Source organism: Alistipes sp. DJF_B185 (assembly GCF_964250025.1).
In the GTDB taxonomy this organism is placed as follows: Bacteria; Bacteroidota; Bacteroidia; order Bacteroidales; family Rikenellaceae; genus Alistipes; species Alistipes finegoldii.
In genome coordinates, this window is the sequence record NZ_CAXUDY010000016.1 from 18450 (window position 1) to 38610 (window position 20161).

At 60.5% G+C, this 20161-nt stretch carries 19 protein-coding genes; 11 read left to right on the top strand and 8 right to left on the bottom strand.

The genetic code is table 11. The annotated features are described in order from the left end of the window. Positions 1-15 precede the first annotated feature (15 nt). Positions 16-954: a DMT family transporter gene (locus ACESTR_RS13900; RefSeq protein ID WP_014775667.1), complete on the bottom strand. Its 939-nt coding sequence runs from the start codon at positions 952-954 to the stop codon at positions 16-18. A gap of 49 nt (positions 955-1003) precedes the next feature. Between ACESTR_RS13900 and ACESTR_RS13905 the strand changes: the two genes are divergently transcribed. After that, positions 1004-1957 (top strand): DMT family transporter, encoded by a 954-nt coding sequence (locus ACESTR_RS13905; protein WP_014775668.1) that lies wholly within the window; start codon positions 1004-1006, stop codon positions 1955-1957. Here ACESTR_RS13905 and ACESTR_RS13910 read toward each other — a convergent pair. From ACESTR_RS13910 to ACESTR_RS13920, 3 genes are all read right to left on the bottom strand, one after another. After that, a complete protein-coding gene (locus ACESTR_RS13910; protein ID WP_022043936.1) occupies positions 1954-2349 on the bottom strand; it encodes an acyl-CoA thioesterase in 396 nt (131 codons plus the stop codon). The two genes, ACESTR_RS13905 and ACESTR_RS13910, sit on opposite strands and share 4 nt — an antisense overlap. Positions 2350-2354: 5 nt before the next feature. Continuing rightward, positions 2355-2936 (bottom strand): L-threonylcarbamoyladenylate synthase, encoded by a 582-nt coding sequence (locus ACESTR_RS13915; RefSeq protein ID WP_009596392.1) that lies wholly within the window; start codon positions 2934-2936, stop codon positions 2355-2357. Between the two features lie 117 nt (positions 2937-3053). Next, the gene (locus ACESTR_RS13920; RefSeq protein WP_014775671.1) at positions 3054-3431 is read right to left on the bottom strand and encodes a VOC family protein; all 378 of its coding nucleotides are present in this window, start codon (positions 3429-3431) and stop codon (positions 3054-3056) included. 152 nt (positions 3432-3583) lie between these two features. On the opposite strand from ACESTR_RS13920, the gene ACESTR_RS13925 reads away from it, so the two are divergent. From ACESTR_RS13925 to ACESTR_RS13935, 3 genes are all read left to right on the top strand, one after another. Then, positions 3584-4309 (top strand): YebC/PmpR family DNA-binding transcriptional regulator, encoded by a 726-nt coding sequence (locus tag ACESTR_RS13925; protein WP_022043937.1) that lies wholly within the window; start codon positions 3584-3586, stop codon positions 4307-4309. Between the two features lie 124 nt (positions 4310-4433). After that, a complete protein-coding gene (locus ACESTR_RS13930) occupies positions 4434-5198 on the top strand; it encodes a PHP domain-containing protein (protein WP_278714076.1) in 765 nt (254 codons plus the stop codon). Then, entirely contained in the window at positions 5195-5323 is a 129-nt protein-coding gene (locus ACESTR_RS13935) for a hypothetical protein (protein WP_278714077.1), read from the top strand. Before ACESTR_RS13930 ends, ACESTR_RS13935 begins: the two co-directional genes overlap by 4 nt. 21 nt (positions 5324-5344) lie before the next feature. On the opposite strand, the gene ACESTR_RS13940 is transcribed toward ACESTR_RS13935, so the two are convergent. The 3 genes from ACESTR_RS13940 to ACESTR_RS13950 all read right to left on the bottom strand — a co-directional run bounded on the left by ACESTR_RS13940 (position 5345) and on the right by ACESTR_RS13950 (position 8633). Next, positions 5345-6151, bottom strand: a complete 807-nt coding sequence (locus ACESTR_RS13940) for a rubrerythrin family protein (protein ID WP_276807282.1) — start codon at positions 6149-6151, stop codon at positions 5345-5347. Between the two features lie 135 nt (positions 6152-6286). After that, positions 6287-7618 carry a glucose-6-phosphate isomerase gene (locus ACESTR_RS13945; protein WP_009596512.1) on the bottom strand — a complete coding sequence of 444 codons (1332 nt, stop codon included), beginning with the start codon at positions 7616-7618 and terminating at the stop codon, positions 6287-6289. 7 nt (positions 7619-7625) lie between these two features. After that, positions 7626-8633 carry an NAD(P)H-dependent glycerol-3-phosphate dehydrogenase gene (locus ACESTR_RS13950; protein WP_278974792.1) on the bottom strand — a complete coding sequence of 336 codons (1008 nt, stop codon included), beginning with the start codon at positions 8631-8633 and terminating at the stop codon, positions 7626-7628. A gap of 197 nt (positions 8634-8830) precedes the next feature. On the opposite strand from ACESTR_RS13950, the gene ACESTR_RS13955 reads away from it, so the two are divergent. The 7 genes from ACESTR_RS13955 to ACESTR_RS13985 all read left to right on the top strand — a co-directional run bounded on the left by ACESTR_RS13955 (position 8831) and on the right by ACESTR_RS13985 (position 18416). Beyond that, a complete protein-coding gene (locus ACESTR_RS13955) occupies positions 8831-9850 on the top strand; it encodes a rod shape-determining protein (protein ID WP_009596510.1) in 1020 nt (339 codons plus the stop codon). A gap of 94 nt (positions 9851-9944) precedes the next feature. Then, entirely contained in the window at positions 9945-10799 is an 855-nt protein-coding gene (gene mreC, locus ACESTR_RS13960) for a rod shape-determining protein MreC (protein WP_014775675.1), read from the top strand. Further along, positions 10800-11318, top strand: a complete 519-nt coding sequence (locus ACESTR_RS13965) for a rod shape-determining protein MreD (protein ID WP_373179377.1) — start codon at positions 10800-10802, stop codon at positions 11316-11318. Then, positions 11315-13141 carry a peptidoglycan D,D-transpeptidase FtsI family protein gene (locus tag ACESTR_RS13970; protein WP_009596417.1) on the top strand — a complete coding sequence of 609 codons (1827 nt, stop codon included), beginning with the start codon at positions 11315-11317 and terminating at the stop codon, positions 13139-13141. Before ACESTR_RS13965 ends, ACESTR_RS13970 begins: the two co-directional genes overlap by 4 nt. Continuing rightward, a complete protein-coding gene (rodA, locus tag ACESTR_RS13975; protein ID WP_014775677.1) occupies positions 13131-14564 on the top strand; it encodes a rod shape-determining protein RodA in 1434 nt (477 codons plus the stop codon). Before ACESTR_RS13970 ends, rodA begins: the two co-directional genes overlap by 11 nt. A gap of 13 nt (positions 14565-14577) precedes the next feature. Continuing rightward, the gene (locus ACESTR_RS13980; RefSeq protein ID WP_373179379.1) at positions 14578-17151 is read left to right on the top strand and encodes a calcium-translocating P-type ATPase, PMCA-type; all 2574 of its coding nucleotides are present in this window, start codon (positions 14578-14580) and stop codon (positions 17149-17151) included. 14 nt (positions 17152-17165) lie between these two features. Continuing rightward, positions 17166-18416, top strand: coding sequence for a phosphatase PAP2 family protein (locus ACESTR_RS13985; protein ID WP_039939601.1), 1251 nt, complete (start codon positions 17166-17168; stop codon positions 18414-18416). A 310-nt stretch (positions 18417-18726) separates the two neighbouring features. Here the strand turns inward: ACESTR_RS13985 and gdhA are convergent, their stop codons facing one another. Further along, positions 18727-20064 carry an NADP-specific glutamate dehydrogenase gene (gene gdhA / locus ACESTR_RS13990; RefSeq protein ID WP_014775680.1) on the bottom strand — a complete coding sequence of 446 codons (1338 nt, stop codon included), beginning with the start codon at positions 20062-20064 and terminating at the stop codon, positions 18727-18729. Positions 20065-20161: the final 97 nt, after the last annotated feature.

The following is a 20161-nucleotide window of genomic DNA, read 5'->3' on the forward strand; positions in this document are numbered from 1 at the left end:
TTGAGTTGCAGATACTCAACCTTTTTTCATGCCCGCTTCCGCCTCCACCTGCGCCCGCGATTTGGATTTGGTCACCAGCCAGACCCCGGCGAAGACGCACAGGGCCGCTGCGGCCTTGGTGAACCCGAAGGAGTCGAGACCGATTGCAACCGAGAAAAGCACCGCCACGACGGGTTGTACGTAGTTGTACATCGACACCACCGTGGGCCGCAGGTAACGCTGTCCGATCGGCACCATGAAGTAGGAGAGGAAGGTCGAGCAGACGACCACGTAGCCGATTCCGGCCCATGTCCGGGGCGCGAGCGCGGCGTAGTCCACCGCCGTGAGCGGCCGGTAATAGACCGCGGCAGCGACGACGGCCGCGAAGAGGAACATCCACTTCATGGTCGTTACGGGCGAATATTTGACGATTACGTTGCGGAAAGCGGTGAGGTAGGTGGCGTAGCTGACCGCGCTGACGAGACACAATACGTCGCCCTTGACGCTGCTCGTGTGCCCCGTCCCGTGCCGGCTGACCAGAATCAGCAGCAGCGCCCCGGCGCAGCCGAGGAACACGCCGCCCGCCTTGAGCCATGTGATCGGCTCGCGCAGGAACAGCGTCGCCAGCACCATCGTCAGTACGGGGACCACCGTGGCGATGATCGACGAGTCGATGGGCGAGGTGAGCGACAGCCCCCAGAGGAAAAGCATCTGGTTGAGCTGGATGCCGAACACCGACGCGAAGAGCAGCAGCACGATGTCGCGCCGTGCGACTCTCTCGCGGGGCAGGAAAAACGAAACGCTCCAGAATAGCAGGCAGGCGCCCAGCATGCGGTAGACGCTCAGTGCGAACGGACTGACCCCGCCGGGATTGCTCTCCGACCAGAGCACGCTCTTGCCGATCGGCGCGTTGAGGCCCCAGACGAGATTTGCGACCCAGAGGGCCGCGTGGCCTTTCAGTTTTCCTTTGTCCATGTCATTGCGGGATTGACGCGGCAAATATAGGTAAAATTTGGTGTAATAATTGCCCCTCGGAATTCCCGTGAGCAAAACGCGTTACAATATCGATCTGGTATTTGCCAACCTCTTTTTCGGAGCGAACTTTTCGTTCTATGTCTCCCTTACGCGCAATTATCTGGACTTCCAGCAGATATTCATGCTTCAGGTCCTTTCGGCGGCGGTGTTCTTCATTCCCTTCGCGCTCTTCTCGAAGCAGTCGTTCCGCATCCGCTGGCGCGACGCGGGCAATATCCTGATCGTCACGATGCTGATTGTCTACGGCTGGATGTACATGCTGTTGTGGGGATCGTCCTACACCTCGCCCATCGACGCTTCGATCATCTCGACCCTCGGTCCCGCCGTGACGCTGATCACGGACCACCTGATGCACCCGCACAAATACATCAGGGCGCGGGTCGTGGGCGTCGTCTGCGCCCTGATCGGCGCCGCCGTCCTGCTCTTCGACCACGGGTTCGTGCTCACCCACGGCAGCCGCGCCTACGGCAACGCGCTGGTGCTGGTGGCCGTGGTGGCGATCGCCATCAATACGGTGATTATCAAACCCCAGCTCGAACGGCTGGGAACGCTGGTGGTGATGGGGTGGTACTACATCATCGGATTGGCCGTGACGGCGCCATTCTTCTGGAAATACATCGCCCATACGCAGTTCCTGAAACTGCCCCTTCAGGCGCAGGCCGAACTGGCCTATATCCTGATTCTGGGCACGGTCCTGCCCATGTACCTGCTGTACCGGGGTACGGAGAAACTCACCTCGGTCCATACGGCGCTCTACCGCTATATCCAGCCGGTGACCGCCGGAATTCTGGCCATCGTCCGCGGTCAGGCCGTCTTCGACACGGCCAACGTCGTGGCCCTTGTCTTCATCTTCGCAGGCGTGGTGCTGGTGGTGATCGGCTATAAGTATTACGTCCGCCACGGACTGCCGCCCGTGGGCAGCGACGGGAAACTGCGGGCCTAGTCCGCCAGCAGGCGTTCGCGCCACGCATCGGGCACGGGCATGCTTTGCTGCCGCGAGAAGTCGAATGCGACCATCACCGAGCGGCTCTCGCTGCACACCCGGTCGCCGGCGAGCAGCCGCTGGAAGAGCGTGAGGCTTTTGTTGCCGATCTTCTCGCAGGTGGTCGTGACGCGCACCCTGTCGTGCAGGCGGATCTGATCCATGTACGAGGTCGAAGTGGAGACGGTGACGATGCGCAGATCGCCGAGCAGCACCTCGTCGCCGAGTATCTTTTCGTAATACTCCATTTTTCCCACGTCGAAATACATCTGCTGCGAGACGTTGTTCACATGCTGGAACGGATCGACGTCCGAGAAGCGCTTCTGGATGAAGGTTTCCAACGTTTTTGCCATGTGTGTTATTCGCGTATGATTTTCACTTCGCCGCCCTCGCCGAAGGCGATGATCGACGACGCCTTTTTCGTGGGCTTGCCCTCGAAGCGGGGATTGACGACGAAATCGACGCCGTCGATGATCTCGCGCGACACTTCGGCGAGTCCTGCGGGCGTCGCCTCGCCCGAAATGTTGGCCGAGGTCGAGACCACGGGCCGCCCCAGCCCCCGCAGTATCCGGCGGCAGAATTCGTGGTCGGGAATCCGCACGCCGAGCGTCCGCTCTTCGGGAATCAGGTTCTCGGCGACGCCGGCCGCTCCCGGAAGGATCGCCGTCAGCGGGCTGGTCGCCAGCTCCATGACCTCGAACGCGATGCCGGGAGCCTTGTTTACGTAGCGCACGACCATGTCGGCCGACGCGCACAGCACGAGCATCGACTTCTTGTTTTCGCTCCGTTTGAGTTTGTAGATGCGCTCCACGGCTTCGGCGTTGGTCGCGTCGCAGCCCAGCCCCCAGACCGTGTCGGTGGGGTAGAGGATGATGCCTCCCGCTTTCATCACGCGGACCGCCTCATCGGCCTCCCGCTGCAATTCGGTGTTGTTTTGCATAGGTGTTTGTTTTGACGCGCCGCCGCCCTTCGGGCCGCATGCGCTGCGGTTTTGCGCCGTTTCGCGCGCCGCGGCTTCGGCCGGCGGCGCGTGAATGACGCCGTATGGGTATTCCGCTTATTTTACGGGCAGCACCTCGATCCAGTAGTCGTCGGGATCGCTGATGAAATAAAGCCCCATGTCGTGATTCTCGTAACAGATGCAGCCCATGGCGCGGTGGTATTCGCGGACGGCGTCGTAATCGCCCGCCACGCGCATGCAGAGATGGCTCTCGTTTTCGCCCAGTTCATAGGCGCCGGCGTGGTCGCGCAGCCATGTCAGTTCGAGGCGGAATCCCGTCTCCCCGTCGCCCAGATAAACCAGTATGAAGCTTCCGTCGCCCGCTTCCTTGCGGCCTGTTTCTTTCAGGCCCAGCGCCTTGTCGTAAAATTGGAGACTGCGTCCGAGGTCGGTGACGTTGATGTTGAAATGGTCGAATCTGCTTTTGATTTCCATAATTACCGGATTTAGTGCTGCGCAAAATTACACAAATATCCCAAAATCCGCATACGCGCCGCGCATAATAAATTTTGGCCGTAATTCTTAATTTTTAATTCTTAATTTTATACCTTTGCACCACGAACGAAAAATAATAACGAAAAATTCATATGGGAAGAGCTTTTGAGTATCGCAAAGCGCGTAAAATGAAGCGTTGGGGACATATGGCCCGCACGTTCACCAAACTGGGAAAAGAGATCGAGATCGCGGTCAAGGCCGCCGGACCCGATCCTTCGGGCAACACCCGTCTGCGTATTCTGATGCAGAACGCCAAGGCCGAGAACATGCCCAAGGAGAACGTCGAACGCGCCATCAAGCGCGCCACCGAGAAAGATGCCGCCGATTACAAGGAGGTCATCTACGAAGGATACGGCTCGCACGGCATCGCATTCCTCGTGGAGACCGCGACCGACAACACCAACCGCACCGTGGCCAACGTGCGCATGTATTTCAACAAATGCGGCGGTACGCTGGGCAACAGCGGCAGCGTGGCGTTCATGTTCGACCACAAGTGCGTCTTTAAGTTCCGCCCGGCCGAAGGCGTCGATATGGAGGAGCTCGAACTGGAGATGATCGATCTGGGCGTGGACGAGTTCTATCCCGAAGAGGACGGCGTTACGGTTTACGCTCCCTACGAGTCGTTCGGCGCCATCCAGAAATGGCTCGACGACAAGGGGTACGAGATCGTGTCGGGAGAGTCGGTTTACCTGCCCACCGATACGAAGGAGCTGGACGCCGAGGGCCGCGAGTCGATCGAAAAACTCGTCGAGAAACTCGAAGAGGACGACGACGTGACCAACGTCTACCACAACATGAAGGAGGCCGAGGAGGAGTAGTTTCCCGCCTCAGGACGATACGGTCCGCCCCGAACGGCAAGTCCGTCCGGGGCGGATTTTGTTTTGCGGCCGTTTGTCCTTATCTTTACATTCCTGAAAGGGGCGCCCATAATAATTGTAGCTTATGATTCGTGCCGATTTACATATTCATTCGCAATACAGCAGCGACGGAGAGTTCCGTCCCGCCGACATCGTCGGCAAATGCGCCGCCGGGGGCGTTGACCTCTTCGCCTTGACGGACCATAACACCGTGCGGGGGCTGGACGAAGCCTGCGACGGGGCTTTGCAGGCCGGATTGGAGTTCGTGCCGGGTATCGAGATCGATTGCAGCTTCGAGGGTACGGACCTGCATCTGCTGGGCTATCGCATCGACTGGAAGTCTCCCGATTTCCGTGCGCTGGAAGAGACCGTCGCCGCCAAGGTCATGGCGTCGTTCGGCGAGACGGTCGGGAAGCTCCGTCGGCTGGGCTTCGCCGTCGATGAGCAGGCCGTGCTGGCCGCCGCGGCGGGCAAGCTGCCGACGCTGGAGCTGATCGCCGAAGTGATGCTCTCCGACCCCGCATGCGATACGCCGCTGCTGGCTCCCTACCGGAAGGGCGGCGCGCGCGGAGATATGCCCTATATCAACTTTCACCTCGACTTCGGCGCGCAGGGCAGGCCCGCTTTCGTCCCGGTGGAATATATGAGCTTCCGCGACGCCGTCGAGCTGGTTCGCGACAACGGGGGCGTGCCGGTGGTCGCGCATCCCGGACTCAATCTGCGGGGCCGGGAGCGTATCGTCGAGAAGTTGCTGGAGCGCGGGCCGAGGGATTGGAAGTTTTCAATAATTACCACGATGATCGGCAGATCGCCTATTTCGCGCCGCTGGTCCGGCGCCGTGGGGCCTTGATGACCTGCGGCAGCGATTTCCACGGCAAAACCAAGCCCCTGATCCATGTCGGGTGGTTCGGATACGACGTGCGCTGGGAATCCTCTCTGGCCGATTCGGTCGCGCGGCTCGCGAAAGGCGTGTGAAAATCCGGATTCGGCGGTGCGTCAATCTTCGAACGCGACGAACCTCCGCCCGTCGGTCAGGCAGCAGGGGCAGTAGGAATCGCTGCACCCCGCCGGATAGATGTTGCCGCAGGTCGGACAGACCAGATAGCCTTTCGGTGCGTTGTCTGCCGTAGCGTCCGGCCGACTGTTTTCCGAACCTTCTGCTGTTCCGCGTCCTGAAGCGCGGGCCGTCCCGTTCGCCGGGACGCCTGCCGTGCCATTATTTGCCCTCCTGCCGGCGATCTCATTCCGTGCGTCCGCAGGTCCGTTGGCCGCCAGCCGGCGGCGGCAGGTCTCCATCAGCGCCAGATGCCGCATGTCCCCGGACCTCGCCCAGATCAGCACGCGGGCCGCATAGCGGTTGCCGCTTTGCAGGGCGCGCTCGATGTCGTCTGCATGCAGCTCCTCCGGCGGACGGCGTGCGAAGTCGATGCTCCGTCGCAGGTTGTCGTCGGTCGTACCCCGGAAAACGGTGACGTGCTCCGGCGGTGCGTAGCGGCCGCCGAGCCGGACGATGGCGTTGGCGCAGTTGTACTCCTGAAGTCGCTCGGCATGGGCCATGGCCCGGAACAGCCGTTCGGCGTCGTGTTCCCGCTCTTGCCGGGCGATGCCCGCGAAATGGTCGTACTGCGCCGATTTGACGTGCTTGCGGCGGCTGCATGCGTCGAGGTCCGACAGCACGCCGGCCCATTTGTCCTGCCGTGTCGTCGTTCCCTCGCGCGTTGCGGCGTAGTACATCCCTGCGAGGATGACTGCCGATGCCGCGAACAGCAGCAGAACCAATAACGGACGTCCTTTCATAATCATATCGACGGTGGAATAAATTTCCGGAAGCATTTTTTGTGCCAACGGGAAGCTGTTTTTCATGGACGGCCCCGGTAGATTCGGGCAAAATAAAAAGCGGAGTCCGGAGACTCCGCCTTCTTGCCTTATGTGCGGGCGTTACAGCCGTGCCTTGATGGCTTTCGAAGCCTCTTCGTAGCCGGGTTTGTCCAGCAGGGCGAACATATTCTTCTTGTACGCCTCCACGCCGGGCTGGTCGAACGGATTGACGCCGAGAATGTAGCCGCTGATGCCGCAGGCGCGCTCGAAGAAGTAGAGCAGCGAGCCGACGGCATGCGCGTCGATCTGCGGAATCTCGATGCGGATGTTCGGGACGCCGCCGTCCACGTGGGCCAACTGCACGCCCAGCTCGGCCATGCGGTTTATCTCCGAAATGCGCTTGCCTGCGAGGAAGTTGAGGCCGTCGAGATTCTCTCCGTCGGCTTCGACGACTACCTTGCCGGCGGGTTCGGCGACCGAAATGATCGTTTCGAACAGCGTGCGTTCGCCGTCCTGAATATACTGTCCCATCGAGTGCAGGTCGGCCGTCAGCGTCACGCTGGCCGGGAAGATGCCCTTGCCGTCCTTGCCTTCGCTCTCGCCGTAGAGCTGTTTCCACCACTCGTTGATGTATTGGAGCTTCGGCTCGTAGGAGCCGAGAATCTCGATCTTCTTGCCGCCTTCGTACAGCTCGTTGCGCACGGCTGCGTAAACTGCCGCCGGGTTCTTTTCGAACGGCGTGCCGTCGGCCGTCGCGCGCTCCATCTCCTGCGCGCCGCGCACCAGTGCGGCGATGTCCACGCCGGCGGCCGCCAGCGGCAGCAGGCCCACGGGAGTCAGCACCGAGAAGCGTCCGCCCACGTCGTCGGGAATGACGAACGTCGGGTAGCCCTCGTTGTCGGCGAGCGTCTTCAGCGCGCCGCGCGCCTTGTCGGTGATGGCCACGATGCGCTCGGCGGCTTCCTGCTTGCCGTAACGCTTTTCGATCTCGGCTTTGATCAGGCGGAAAGCGATGGCCGGTTCGGTCGTGGTTCCCGACTTGGAGATGACGATCGTGGCGATCGAGTACTCCTTCACGGCTTCGAGCAGTTCGTGGGTGTAATCCTCCGAGATGTTCTGGCCTGCGAACACCACGACGGGTTCCGTTCGCTTCTTGTGCAGGAACTTGAACGAATCGCTCATGGCTTCGAGCACGGCCTTGGCGCCCAGATACGAGCCGCCGATGCCGATGCAGATGATCACTTCGGCCTTCTCGCGGAGCTTCGCGGCCTGCTTCTCGATGGCTTCGATCCGGTCGGGCGTGATCGACGAGGGCAGGTGCACCCAGCCGAGGAAGTCGCTGCCGGCGCCTTTGCCCGATTCGAGCAGGGCGTTGGCCGCCTGCGCCTTGGCCTGCATTGCGGCCGAAACCGCAACGCCCGTTTTGGAGATGTCTAATTTCAGAGTTTCCATGTTATTGTCAAATTAATTTGGATGTCAGTTCTTTCATGCACTTGCGCGCCGAAGCCCCTTTGTAGAGCACGTTGTAAACCATTTCGGCGATCGGCATTTCGATCTTGTGGCGGGCGTTGATGTGACGGATGCAGTCGGCGGCGAAGTAGCCTTCGGCGACCATCGTCATTTCGTTGAGGGCGCTTTTGACCGTGCAGCCGTGGCCGATGAGCAGTCCCAGCCGCCGGTTGCGGCTGTAGACCGAGTAGCAGGTCACCAGCAGGTCGCCCAGATAGCCCGACACCAGCGTGTCGCGCTCGGCCGGATAGCTCTCTTCCAGAAAACGGCGCATCTCTCCGGCGCTGTTGGCGATCAGCACCGCGAGGAAGTTGTCGCCGTAACCCAGCCCGACGGCGATGCCGACCGAGAGGGCGTAGATGTTTTTCAGGATGGCGGCGTACTCGATGCCGTACAGGTCGGTCGAGTAGCTCAGGTGAATGTAGTCCGTGGCGAATTTCTCGCCCAGCATCTGGGCGTTCTCCGGGTCGGTGCAGACCACCGTGAGGTAGGAGAGCTTGCCGCGCGAGACCTCCTCGGCGTGCGACGGGCCGGTGATGATGCCGATCTGTTTGTACGACAGGTCGTAGCGGTCGTGGACGTATTCGACGATGGTCTTGTAGTCGCCGGGAACGATGCCCTTGATGGCCGAGACGACGAATTTGTCCTGCAGCGAGACCGTCAGCGGTTCGAGGAACGTCTTGAGGTAGGCCGACGGAGTGGCCAGAATGACGATGTCGGCTTCGCGGACCACCTCCTCGAGGTCGTCGGAGGGGGCGATGCGCCGGCGGTCGAACTCCACGTCGCTCAGATAGCGGGGGTTGCGGCCTTCGCCGAGCAGTCCTTCGAGCACTTCGGGATTGCGGACGTACCAGCCTACGCGGGCTTCGTTCGCGGCGAGCAGCCCCACGATGGCCGTCGCCCAGCTGCCGTAGCCGATCACGGCGCAGCGGGCCTCTTTTCCGATTTTGTATTCCATGTACGGATCGATTGTTTCGGTCTACAAATGTAATTAAAAAAAATAATAAAAAAATGTAAAAATATCCCTCGCTTTTTGTTACCTTTGTCCGGATATGTCGCCTTACGGCGGCAGCCCCGGCGGGAGGTTAGGCCGGGCGAGATACAGAACGTTGATTATAAAATAATTAAGGAAATATAACAGTTGGGTGTAGCACTATGGGAATTTTTTCACTGACACAGGAGCTGGCCATCGACCTCGGTACGGCCAACACGCTGATAATCTACAACGGCAAGGTCGTGGTCGATGAACCGTCGATCGTGGCGCTCGACGTGCATACGGGCAAGGTCGTGGCCATCGGCCATCAGGCGCGCCAGATGCACGAGAAGACCAACCCTAACATCAAGACGATCCGGCCGCTGAAGGACGGCGTGATCGCCGATTTCAACGCCACGGAGCTGATGCTGCGCGGCATGATCAAGAAAGTCAAGACTTCGGGCAGTCTCTTCGCCCCCTCGCTGCGTATGGTGATCTGCATTCCGTCGGGTTCGACCAACGTCGAAATCCGCGCCGTGCGCGACTCCGCCGAGCATGCCGGCGGCCGCGAGGTCTACATGATCTACGAGCCGATGGCCGCGGCGCTGGGCGCCGGTCTCGACGTCGAGGCTCCGGAAGGCAACATGGTCATCGACATCGGCGGCGGCACGTCGGAGATCGCCTGCATCTCGCTGGGCGGCATCGTCTGCTCCGAGTCGATCAACACCGCCGGCGACGTCTTCACCAACGACATTCAGAGCTACGTGCGCCAGCAGCACAATATCCGTATCGGCGAACGTACGGCCGAAGCCATCAAGTGTTCGATCGGTGCGGCCGTCTCCGATCTGGACGAGGAGCCCGAAGACTTCGTGGTGACGGGTCCCAACATGCTGACGGCCCTGCCCCAGACCGTGTCGCTCAGCTACAGCGAGATCGCCTATGCGCTCGAAAAGTCGCTCACGAAGATCGATGCCGCGCTGATGAAGGTGCTCGAATCGATGCCGCCCGAACTGTATGCCGACATCGTGAAGAACGGCATCTATCTGGCCGGCGGCGGCGCTCTGATCAAGGGGCTGGACCGGCGCCTGAACGAGAAAACCGGCATTCCGTTCCACATCGCCGAAGACCCCCTGCGCGCCATTGCGCGCGGTACGGGCATCGCGCTGAAGAACATCAACCGCTTCTCGTTCTTAATGAAATAGTTGTAACGCACTCCGGCCCGGCCGGAGGTGAGAGGTGAATAAATGAATACGGATTGCGGGCATAGTGTCCGCAATCTTAAATTAACGAGAACCCGTGCGCAAGCTCTTAGAGTTTATCCGAAGCATCTATGTCATGGTGCTCTTCGTCGTGCTCGAAGCGATAGCCGTCAGCTATTACGCCCACTCGACCTACTACACGCAGGCCCGGCTGCTGGCGCGTTCGAATCAGGTGGTCGGCGGCGTGCACGGCATGTTCGCGGGCATCCGGCATTACTTTTCGCTCGGACGCGAGAACCGCGACCTGCTCGCGCACGTGGCCGAGATGAAAGAGCGGCTGGCCGTGTACGAGGAGGCCGAGACCGCCGCGCGGCTGGACAGCTACATGCAGGACGTCGGAATCTCGAAATACCGCGTCATCACCGCGTCGGTGGCTTCGAATACGGTCAACCGTGCGCAGAACCTCGTCGTTCTCAACCGCGGCCGCCGCGACGGAGTGGCCGAGGAGATGGCGCTGCTGGCGTCCGACGGCTCGATGGCGGGCTATGTGGTCGACTGCACGGAGCGCTATTCGGTGGCGATGTCGGTGCTCAACACCTCGTTCCGCGCCAGCGGCAAGTTGGTGGGCTCCGATTATTTCGGTTCGATCTACTGGGACGGCGCCGACCCTCACACCGTGGTGCTGGACGAACTGTCGAAGTACGCCGATCCGCAGCCCGGACAGGAGGTCGTGACCACGGGCTTCTCGCAGTATTTTCCCGCCGACGTGCTGATCGGCTGGGTCGAAAGCGCCGAGCTGAACGAAACCCGCACGGCGTTCAAGGTGCGCGTGCGGCTGGCGGCCGAAATGTCGCGCCTGACGGATGTGATTCTGGTCGAGAACCGCGACCTGACCGAAATCCGCGATTTGCAGAACAGTGAAAAAGTAGAACAACATACCCGGCTGAACTAAATGCACAGAACGCTTCCATACATTTCGCTCTTCGTCGTGACGGTGCTTTTGCAGGTCTTTCTGTTCGACAACCTGTCGATCAGCATCTACCTCAATCCGCTCGTCTACGTGGCGTTCGTCGCCCTGCTGCCGCTGGATACGCCGCCCGTGGCGCTGCTTGCGTCGGGACTGGCCATGGGCGTGACGATGGATTTCGCCATGGGAGCCGCGGGCGTGAACACCATTGCCACGCTGCTTGTCGCCTTCGTGCGTCCGGCGCTCCTGCGGACGCTGTATACCCGTGACGATCTCCGCGAAGGCGGCGTCCCCTGCGCCGGGCGGCTCGGACGGCGCGTATTCCTGAATTACCTGATCGTGCTGGTGCTCCTGCACCATGCCGTATTCTTCTCGCTTGAGGCCCTTTCGTGGATGCACCTCGTGCGTACATTGGTGCGTATCGTCGTCAGCGGCGCCGTGTCGGTGGCCTTTATCTGGATTATCGCCCGTATTTTCACCGCAAAACTTCCCGTGCGCGTATGAGAGACTCCGAAGGATTCGTCCGGATGCGCACCCTGCAGTGCGTGGTGCTCTTCGTCTTCCTGCTGATCGGCGGCCGTCTGGCCTATATCCAGCTTGTCGACTCGCGCTACAACGAACTGGCCAAAGCCAACGTGCTGCGCCATGTGGTGCAGTATCCGCCGCGCGGCGAAGTCTTCGACCGCAACGGGGAGTATCTGGTCCAGAGCCGCGAGTGCTATGACCTGATGGTGATCTACAGCGAGATCGACAAGAAGGGCTTCGACACCCTGCGCATGTGCGAGGTGCTGGGCCTTTCGCGCGAAAAGCTCGAAAAGGAGCTTGCCAATGCCCGGATGCGCCCCCGTGCGCCCCGCGTGGTGACGAGCTATATCTCCAAGGAAGACAAGCTGCGTTTCGACGAATGCAACTTCCGGGGATTCTATGCCGTCTACCGTACGGTCCGCCGTTATCCCCGCAAGGTGGGCGGCAACCTGCTGGGATTCGTGGGCGAGGTGAACGCCGATTTCCTGAAGCGCCACCCGGACTACAAGTCCGGCGATTATGTGGGTATGAGCGGCGTGGAGTCGGCTTACGAACCCCTGCTGAAAGGCCGGAAAGGCGTGAAGATTCAGGAGATCGACACCCACGGGGCGATCAAGGGTTCCTATATGAACGGCGTTTACGACTCGCTGCCCGAACCGGGGCGCTACCTCGTCAGCACGATCGACGCCCGCCTGCAGCTGCTGGGCGAGGAGCTGATGCGCGGCAAGGTCGGGGCGGCCGTGGCGATCGAACCTTCGACGGGCGAGATACTGATGATGGTCTCCTCGCCGACGTACGATCCCGACGAACTGGTCGGCCGGGAGCGCGGCAACAACTACATGAAGATGATCTACAACAAGCGGCATCCGCTTTTCAGCCGTGCCGTGAAGGCCAAATACCCGCCGGGATCGACCTTCAAGCTCGTGCAGGGCCTGATCGGGCTGCAGGAGGGCGTGCTCAGGCCCTCGGACCTGCACGTCTGCCACGAAGGCTATCAGGTCGGCCGCCGGCGCATGAAATGCCACGCCCACGCTTCGCCGCTGGACCTGCGCTTCGCCGTGGCGACCTCGTGCAACGCCTATTTCTGCTATGTCTTCCGCGACATTCTCGACAACCGCAAATACGAGAGCGTGAAAGACGGCTACGACGTCTGGAAAGAGTATGTCGAGAGTTTCGGTTTCGGCCGCAAACTCGGCTCCGACTTCCTCGACGAGGGCAACGGCTACGTGCCCGACCGCTCGTACTACGACCGCCAGTACAGGGGTTCGTGGAATTCGCTGACGGTCATTTCGCTGGCCATCGGTCAGGATGCGCTGGGCTGTACGCCCTTGCAGCTGGCCAATCTCGCGGCCATCGTCGCCAACCGGGGCTACTACTACATTCCGCATATCGTCAAGAAGATCGAGGGGCAGGATTCGCTCGACCGCCGTTTTTACGAACGCCACTATACCAAGGTCGATCCCAAGCACTTCGAACCGATCGTCGACGGCATGTGGCGGGGCGTCAACGTCGGCGGCACCTCCACGGCGGCGCGTCTGGAAGGACTCGACGTCTGCGGCAAGACCGGTACGGCCGAGAATCCCCGCGGCCGCGACCACTCGACCTTCCTCTCGTTCGCGCCCAAGGACAATCCGAAGATCGCCATTTCGGTCTATGTCGAAAACGGCGGTTTCGGCGCTTCGGCGGCCCTGCCGATCGCCAGTCTGCTGGAGGAGTACTACCTGACCGACACGATCCGCCGTCCGGCCCTGCTGGAGCATATCAAGAATATGAACATCTATTACCCTTCGTATGACCGCTAACCGCCATAGTATCTTTTACGGAGTGGACCTCTGGACGGTCCTGCTGTACGTGCTGATCGTGCTGGCGGGGTGGGTGTCGATCACCTCGGCGTCGTACGACGAGGGCACGGCCGATATCTTCTCCTTCTCGCACTTCTACATGAAGCAGCTGATGTGGATCGGCGTGGCGTGGACCACGGCGCTCGTGGTGCTGCTGCTCGACGAACGGTTCTACCATATGTTCGCCTATCCGGCCTATTTCGCGGGATTGGCGCTGTTGCTGGGCGCGCTGTTGTTCGGCCGCGAGGTGAATGGCGCCAAGGCGTGGTTCGAATTCGGTTCGTTCCGCCTGCAGCCCGTCGAATTCGTGAAGATCGCCACGGCTCTCGCGCTGGCCCGCGTGATGAGCGCCTACTCCTTCTCGATCAACCGTCCGGGCGACCTCTTCAAGGTGGGCGTGGTGATCTGCATTCCGCTCTTCATCATCATCCTGCAGAACGACACCGGTTCGGGTATCGTACTGGGCTCGTTCCTCTTCGTGCTTTACCGTGAGGGACTCAACAAGTGGCTCTGCATCCCGGTGCTGCTGATCGCCGCGCTGTTCATCGTGTCGTTCCTGCTTTCGCCCATGACGCTGCTCGTGTCGATCATTCTGGTCTGCACGCTCTCCGAAGCGATGATGACCGGGGAGTGGCGCTCGCGCCTGATCTATCTGGCGTCGCTGGCGCTGGCGAGCATCCTGCTCTGCATGACGATGGCGCTCGTCGCGCCCGGCGTGATGGACCTGCACGCCTGCCTGCTGACCGTGACGCTGCTGTCGCTGGTCGGCGTGCTCGTCTATGCCTTCCGCATGAACCTGAGCAGCACCCTGATTACCGTGGGGCTTTTTCTCTGCACGATGATCTTCCTCCCCACCACCGACTATATCTTCAATTCGATTCTCAAACAGCACCAGCGCGACCGCATCCTGAGTTTTCTGGGCATCATCAGCGATCCCCTCGGCACGGACTACAACGTCAATCAGTCGAAAATCGCCATCGGTTCGGGCGGGTTCTGGGGCAAGGGATTCCTCGAAGGCACGCAGATCAAGTACGGCTTCGTGCCCGAACGGCATACCGACTTCATCTTCTGTACGGTAGGCGAAGAGTGGGGCTTTCTGGGGACGATGGTCGTGCTGGCCCTGCTCTGCATGCTGATCCTGCGCCTGATGCGCATGGGCGAACGGCAGCAGGAGCCTTTCGGCCGGATTTACTGCTACTGCGTGGCCGCGATCCTGTTGTTCCACGTGCTGGTGAACGTGGGCATGACCATCGGCCTGATGCCTGTGATGGGCATTCCGTTGCCGTTCATGAGCTATGGCGGTTCGTCGCTTATTGCGTTTACCATTTTGTTGTTCATCGCCGTGCGGCTCGACGCTTCGACGCGGCAGTTTTCCCTGAATTAAATACTGCATACCAATGATCCGTTACAATCCCAAAGGTTTATCCTCGCAAGAGGCCGCAGACAGCCGGCGGACGCATGGCGACAACGTCATCACGCCGCCCAAAGACGATTCGGCATGGAAGCTTTTCGTCGAGAAGTTCAAGGACCCGATCATCCGCATTCTGCTGCTGGCCGCGGTGCTGTCGCTTGCCATCGGGTCCGTTCACAAGGATTTCACCGAGTCGATCGGCATCATATGCGCCATTATTCTGGCGACCTGCGTCGGGTTCTGGTTCGAGTGGGACGCCATGCGGCGTTTCCGCCGGCTGAATCAGGTCAACGACGATATTCCGGTCAAGGTGATGCGCGACGGCTCGATCCGCGAGATTCCCCGCCGCGACGTGGTCGTGGGCGACGTGGTCTATATCGAAAGCGGCGAAACCGTGCCCGCGGACGGCGAGCTGGTCGAAGCTGTGTCGCTGCGCATCAACGAATCGACCCTCACGGGCGAACTGGAGGTGGATAAAACCGTCGACGAGGCGCATTTCGATTCCGAAGCGACCTATCCTTCGAACGTCGCACTGCGCGGTACGACCGTGGCGGACGGTTACGGCGTTCTGGTTGCTACGGCCGTGGGCGATGCGACCGAAGCGGGCCGCGTCACGGAGCAGGCGACCGTCCAGAGCGACGAGCAGACGCCGCTCAACCGCCAGTTGACGCGCCTCTCGAAACTCATCGGCCGGGCCGGCATTGCGCTTGCGGTCGCTATTTTCTGCGTCATGCTCGGCAAGGCGGTCTTCGTCGGTGGGTTGTTCGAGCGCGACTGGCTCGAAATATCGCAGCAGGTGCTGCACATTTTCATGGTCTCGGTGGCCATCATCGTGATGGCCGTTCCCGAAGGACTTCCGATGAGCATTACGCTGTCGCTGGCGATGTCCATGCGGCGCATGCTCAAGACCAACAACCTCGTGCGGCGCATGCACGCCTGCGAAACGATGGGCGCCGTGACGGTCATCTGCACCGACAAGACCGGCACGTTGACCCAGAACCGGATGCACGTGCAGGAACTGGTGCGTTACGATGCGCTTCCGGCGCATGATTTCGCCGAGATCGTGGCCGCCAACTCCACGGCTTTCCTCGACGCTTCGGGCGCCGTTATAGGCAACCCGACCGAGGGCGCCCTGCTGGAGTGGATGCGCTCGCAGGGCGAGGATTACGAACCCCTGCGCTCGGAGGCGAAGATCGTCGACCGGCTTACCTTCTCGACCGAACGCAAATATATGGCGACGATCATCGAAAGCGGCGTTTCGGGCCGCCGGATCGTCTGCGTCAAGGGTGCGCCCGAAATCGTGCGCGCCATGTGCGCCCCCGACGGCAAGGATACGCAGGTCGCCGAGCAGCTGGCCGGGTTTCAGGGCCGCGCGATGCGTACACTCGCCATAGCGTGGGCCGAAACCGCCGAGGACGACTGTCTGCGTGCCGTAGCGGCGTCGCAGCTGCATTTTTCGGGCGTGGCGGCTATCTCCGATCCGGTGCGCGAGGATGTCCCCGACGCCGTGCGGCGCTGCCTGAACGCCGGGATAGACGTCAAGATCGTTACGGGCGACACTCCCGCTACGGCGCGCGAGATCGCCCGCCAGATCGGCTTGTGGGACGATGCCCGCGACAACGACCGCAACCACATGACCGGTACGGAGTTCGCGGCGATGAGCGACGATGAGCTGCTCGGACGCGTGCGGGAACTGAAGATCATGTCGCGCGCCCGGCCGCTCGACAAACAGCGGCTCGTGCGGCTGTTGCAGCAGTGCGGCGAGGTGGTGGCCGTGACGGGCGACGGTACGAACGACGCCCCGGCGCTCAACTTCGCCAACGTGGGGCTTTCGATGGGATCGGGCACCTCCGTTGCCAAGGACGCCAGCGACATCACGCTGCTCGACGATTCGTTCGCTTCGATCGCGACGGCCGTCATGTGGGGCCGCTCGCTTTACCGCAACATCCAGCGTTTCGTGCTTTTCCAGCTGACGATCAACTTCGCGGCGATCGTGATCTGCTTCGTCGGCGCGGTTTTCGGCACCGACATGCCGCTGACGGTGGTGCAGATTCTCTGGGTCAATATCATCATGGACACCTTTGCGGCGATGGCGATGGCCTCGCTGCCGCCCAATCCCGAAGTGATGCTCGAAAAACCCCGTCCGCGCGACGAGTTCATCATTACGCCCGGCATGGCCCGCACGCTCTTCATCTGCGGCGGCATCATGGTCGCCGTCCTGCTGGGCATGCTCTTCTGGTGGACGATCACCGCAGGCGGACTCACCGTGCGCCAGCTGACGCTTTTCTTCTCGACGTTCGTTTTCCTGCAGTTCTGGAACATGTTCAACGCCAAAGGCTTCGAGACGCGCCATTCGGTCTTTACCTGCCTGCGCGGGTGCCGTGAGTTTTTCCTCATCCTGCTGGCCATCGCCGCGGGACAGGTGCTCATCGTCGAGTTCGGCGGCGAGGTGTTCCGCACCGAGCCGCTTGCGTGGCGCGAATGGGCGGCCGTCATCGGCTGCACCTCGCTGCTGGCTATCGGCGGCGAAGCGATTCGTGCCCTGCGGCGAAAACGTTGAACGACTGGCTCTGGATGAAGAGATCTTTTTTGCTTTGTCTGTCGGCGGTGTTCCTGATTTCCGGTCCTGTCTCGGCGCAGATTAAAGACAGTCTGGGCAACGAGTGTCTGATCCCTGCGGCGGAAAGTTCTTTCTCGCAGTATGTGGACCGCCGGACTTCGACCAAAGGTTACCGCATGACCTTCGTCGCCGTGCCGCTGATTCTGGGCGGAGCCGTGGTGTCGCTTTACGATACCGACTTCCGCCGTCTGCGCAACGGTTACGTCAGGTCGTTCCACCACGATTACGACGATTACCTGCAATATGCGCCCGCAGCCCTGCTGGTCGGGATGAAGGTCTGCGGCGTCGAAAGCCGCAGCTCGTGGGGACGCATGCTGGTCTCCGACGCTTTCTCCGCCGGGCTGATGGCCGCGGCGGTCAATTCGCTGAAGTACTCCTTCCGCGTGATGCGTCCCGATGGCTCCACGCGCAATTCGTTCCCTTCCGGCCATACGGCGACCGCCTTTATGACGGCGACGATGCTGCATAAGGAATACGGGCACCGCAGTCCGTGGTACAGCATCGGCGGCTATACGCTGGCGACCCTCACGGGCGTTACGCGGCAACTGAACAACCGCCACTGGATGAGCGACGTCATGGTAGGCGCGGGTATCGGCATCCTCGCCACCGAATTCGGCTATTTCCTCGCCGATCTGATATTCAAGGAGAAGGGGCTTAAGGTCCGCGAAACATACGTCGTTTTCGACCGCTACCGGCATCCGTCGTTCGTCGGGTTTTCCGTCGGGCTGACGGTCATTCCCGGCTCCTATACGCCTTATGCGGGGATGCACACCGATTTCAAAGTCGGACCGACGGTCGGCGTGCAGGGTGCATGGTTCGCCTCGCCCTATGTCGGCGTGGGTGGGCGGTTTGCGGTGACGAATCTGGAAATGAACGTAAACGGCGTCCCGCAGAACGATGAATTCGAGTGCTGTTCCGTGACGGCAGGTCCCTATTTTTCCTATCCGCTCTCGACGCGCTGGCGCATCGGCTCGAAGCTTCTCTGCGGTTATGAGCATTATAAACCTTACACTACTTCCGGCTACAGGATCGAAGGCCGGGGCGGATTTACGGTCGGAACGGGCTTTTCGTCCACCTATCTGGTCAATCGCAATCTGAGCGTGCGCTTTACAGCCGACTACGACGTCGCTCCGCCGCTCGTTTCCTCTTCCTGCGTAGCGATGCACAAACTGACGCTGGGCATGGCCGTAAGTGCGATGTTCTGAGATCTTGAATCCCCTAAAATATGGACGCGAATCACGGCTGGGGATTCGCTTTTGTGTTCCGGATATTTTTGCGTTTCGCCGAAAAAACAGCCCTGTAATCCGTCAGGATTGTATATGACATACCCCTTTCTCCCGGGCCAGTGTGATAAGGGGTATATTTCATGGACATTGACCGGGGCGAAAACCGGGCTTGAATGTGAAAACTGCGGTGCGGAATATTTGGGAGGCAGGAGCGTGAAGTGACGGGAGGGGGAAAATAAAGAGACCGAAAATGATTTTCATTTTCGGTCTCTTTTATTAGGCAGTTAATTTACAGCACACCCTGCTCGACCATCGACTTGGCGACTTTCATGAAGCCCGCGATGTTGGCGCCCTTCATGTAGTTGATGAAGCCGTCCTTCTCGGTGCCGTATTCCAGACATGCGTGGTGGATCGACGACATGATCTGATGCAGCTTGGCATCGACCTCCTCGGCCGTCCAGTTGTATTTCTGCGAGTTCTGGCTCATTTCGAGTCCCGACGTCGCTACGCCGCCCGCATTGACGGCCTTGCCCGGTCCGTAGGGGATTTTCGCCGCGATGAAGGCGTCGATCGCTTCGGGGCGGCAGCCCATGTTCGAGACTTCGGCCACGATCTTCACGCCGTTGGCCAGCAGTTTCTTGGCGTCCTCGCCGTCCAGCTCGTTCTGCGTGGCGCAGGGCATGGCGATGTCCACCTTGACCTCCCACGGTTTCTTGCCGGCGAAGAATTGCGCGTTCGGGAACTTATGGACGTAAGGCTCGACCACGTCGTTGTTCGAAGCGCGCAGTTCGAGCATGTAGGCGATCTTTTCGGCGTCGAGACCTTCGGGATCGTAGATGTAGCCGTCGGGGCCCGAAATCGTCACGACCTTGGCGCCCAGCTCGGTCGCCTTCGTCGCCGCACCCCACGCCACGTTGCCGAAGCCCGATATGGCGATGGTCTGGCCTTTGATGTCCATGCCTGCCTTTTCGAGCATCTGGCGCAGGAAGTAAACCGCGCCGAAGCCCGTCGCTTCGGGACGAATCAGCGAACCGCCGTAAGTCATGCCCTTGCCGGTCAGTACGCCCGTATTCTCGCGCGCCAGCTTGCGGTACATGCCGTAAAGGTAGCCGATTTCGCGGCCGCCCACGCCGATATCACCGGCCGGAACGTCTGTTTCGGGACCGATATGACGCCACAGTTCGACCATGAAGGCTTGGCAGAAGCGCATTACCTCGCGGTCCGACTTGCCTTTGGGGTTGAAGTCCGAGCCGCCCTTGGCGCCGCCCATCGGAAGCGTCGTCAGCGCATTCTTGAAAATCTGCTCGAAACCGAGGAATTTCAGGATCGAGGGATTCACCGAGGGGTGGAAACGCAGACCTCCCTTGTAGGGACCGATCGCGTTGTTGAACTGCACGCGGTAACCGGTATTGACCTGCACCTCGCCCTTGTCGTCTACCCAGACCACCTTGAAGGTAAAACTGCGGTCAGGCTCCACGATGCGCTCTGCGATACGGTTGGCCTCGAATTCCGGATGCTGGTTGTAGGTTTCCTCTACCGTCATGAGAACTTCGCGCACGGCCTGCAGGTATTCGCTTTCGCCGGGATGCTTGCGCTCAAGTTCCGCCATTAATTTGTTTACGTTCATATTGCCTGAAGTTTTAAAGGTTGTTTCTTTATTACAAATATAAAACTATTTCTTATAAATTGTAACTGCAACATGATTTTTTCCGAAAATTCGTTAT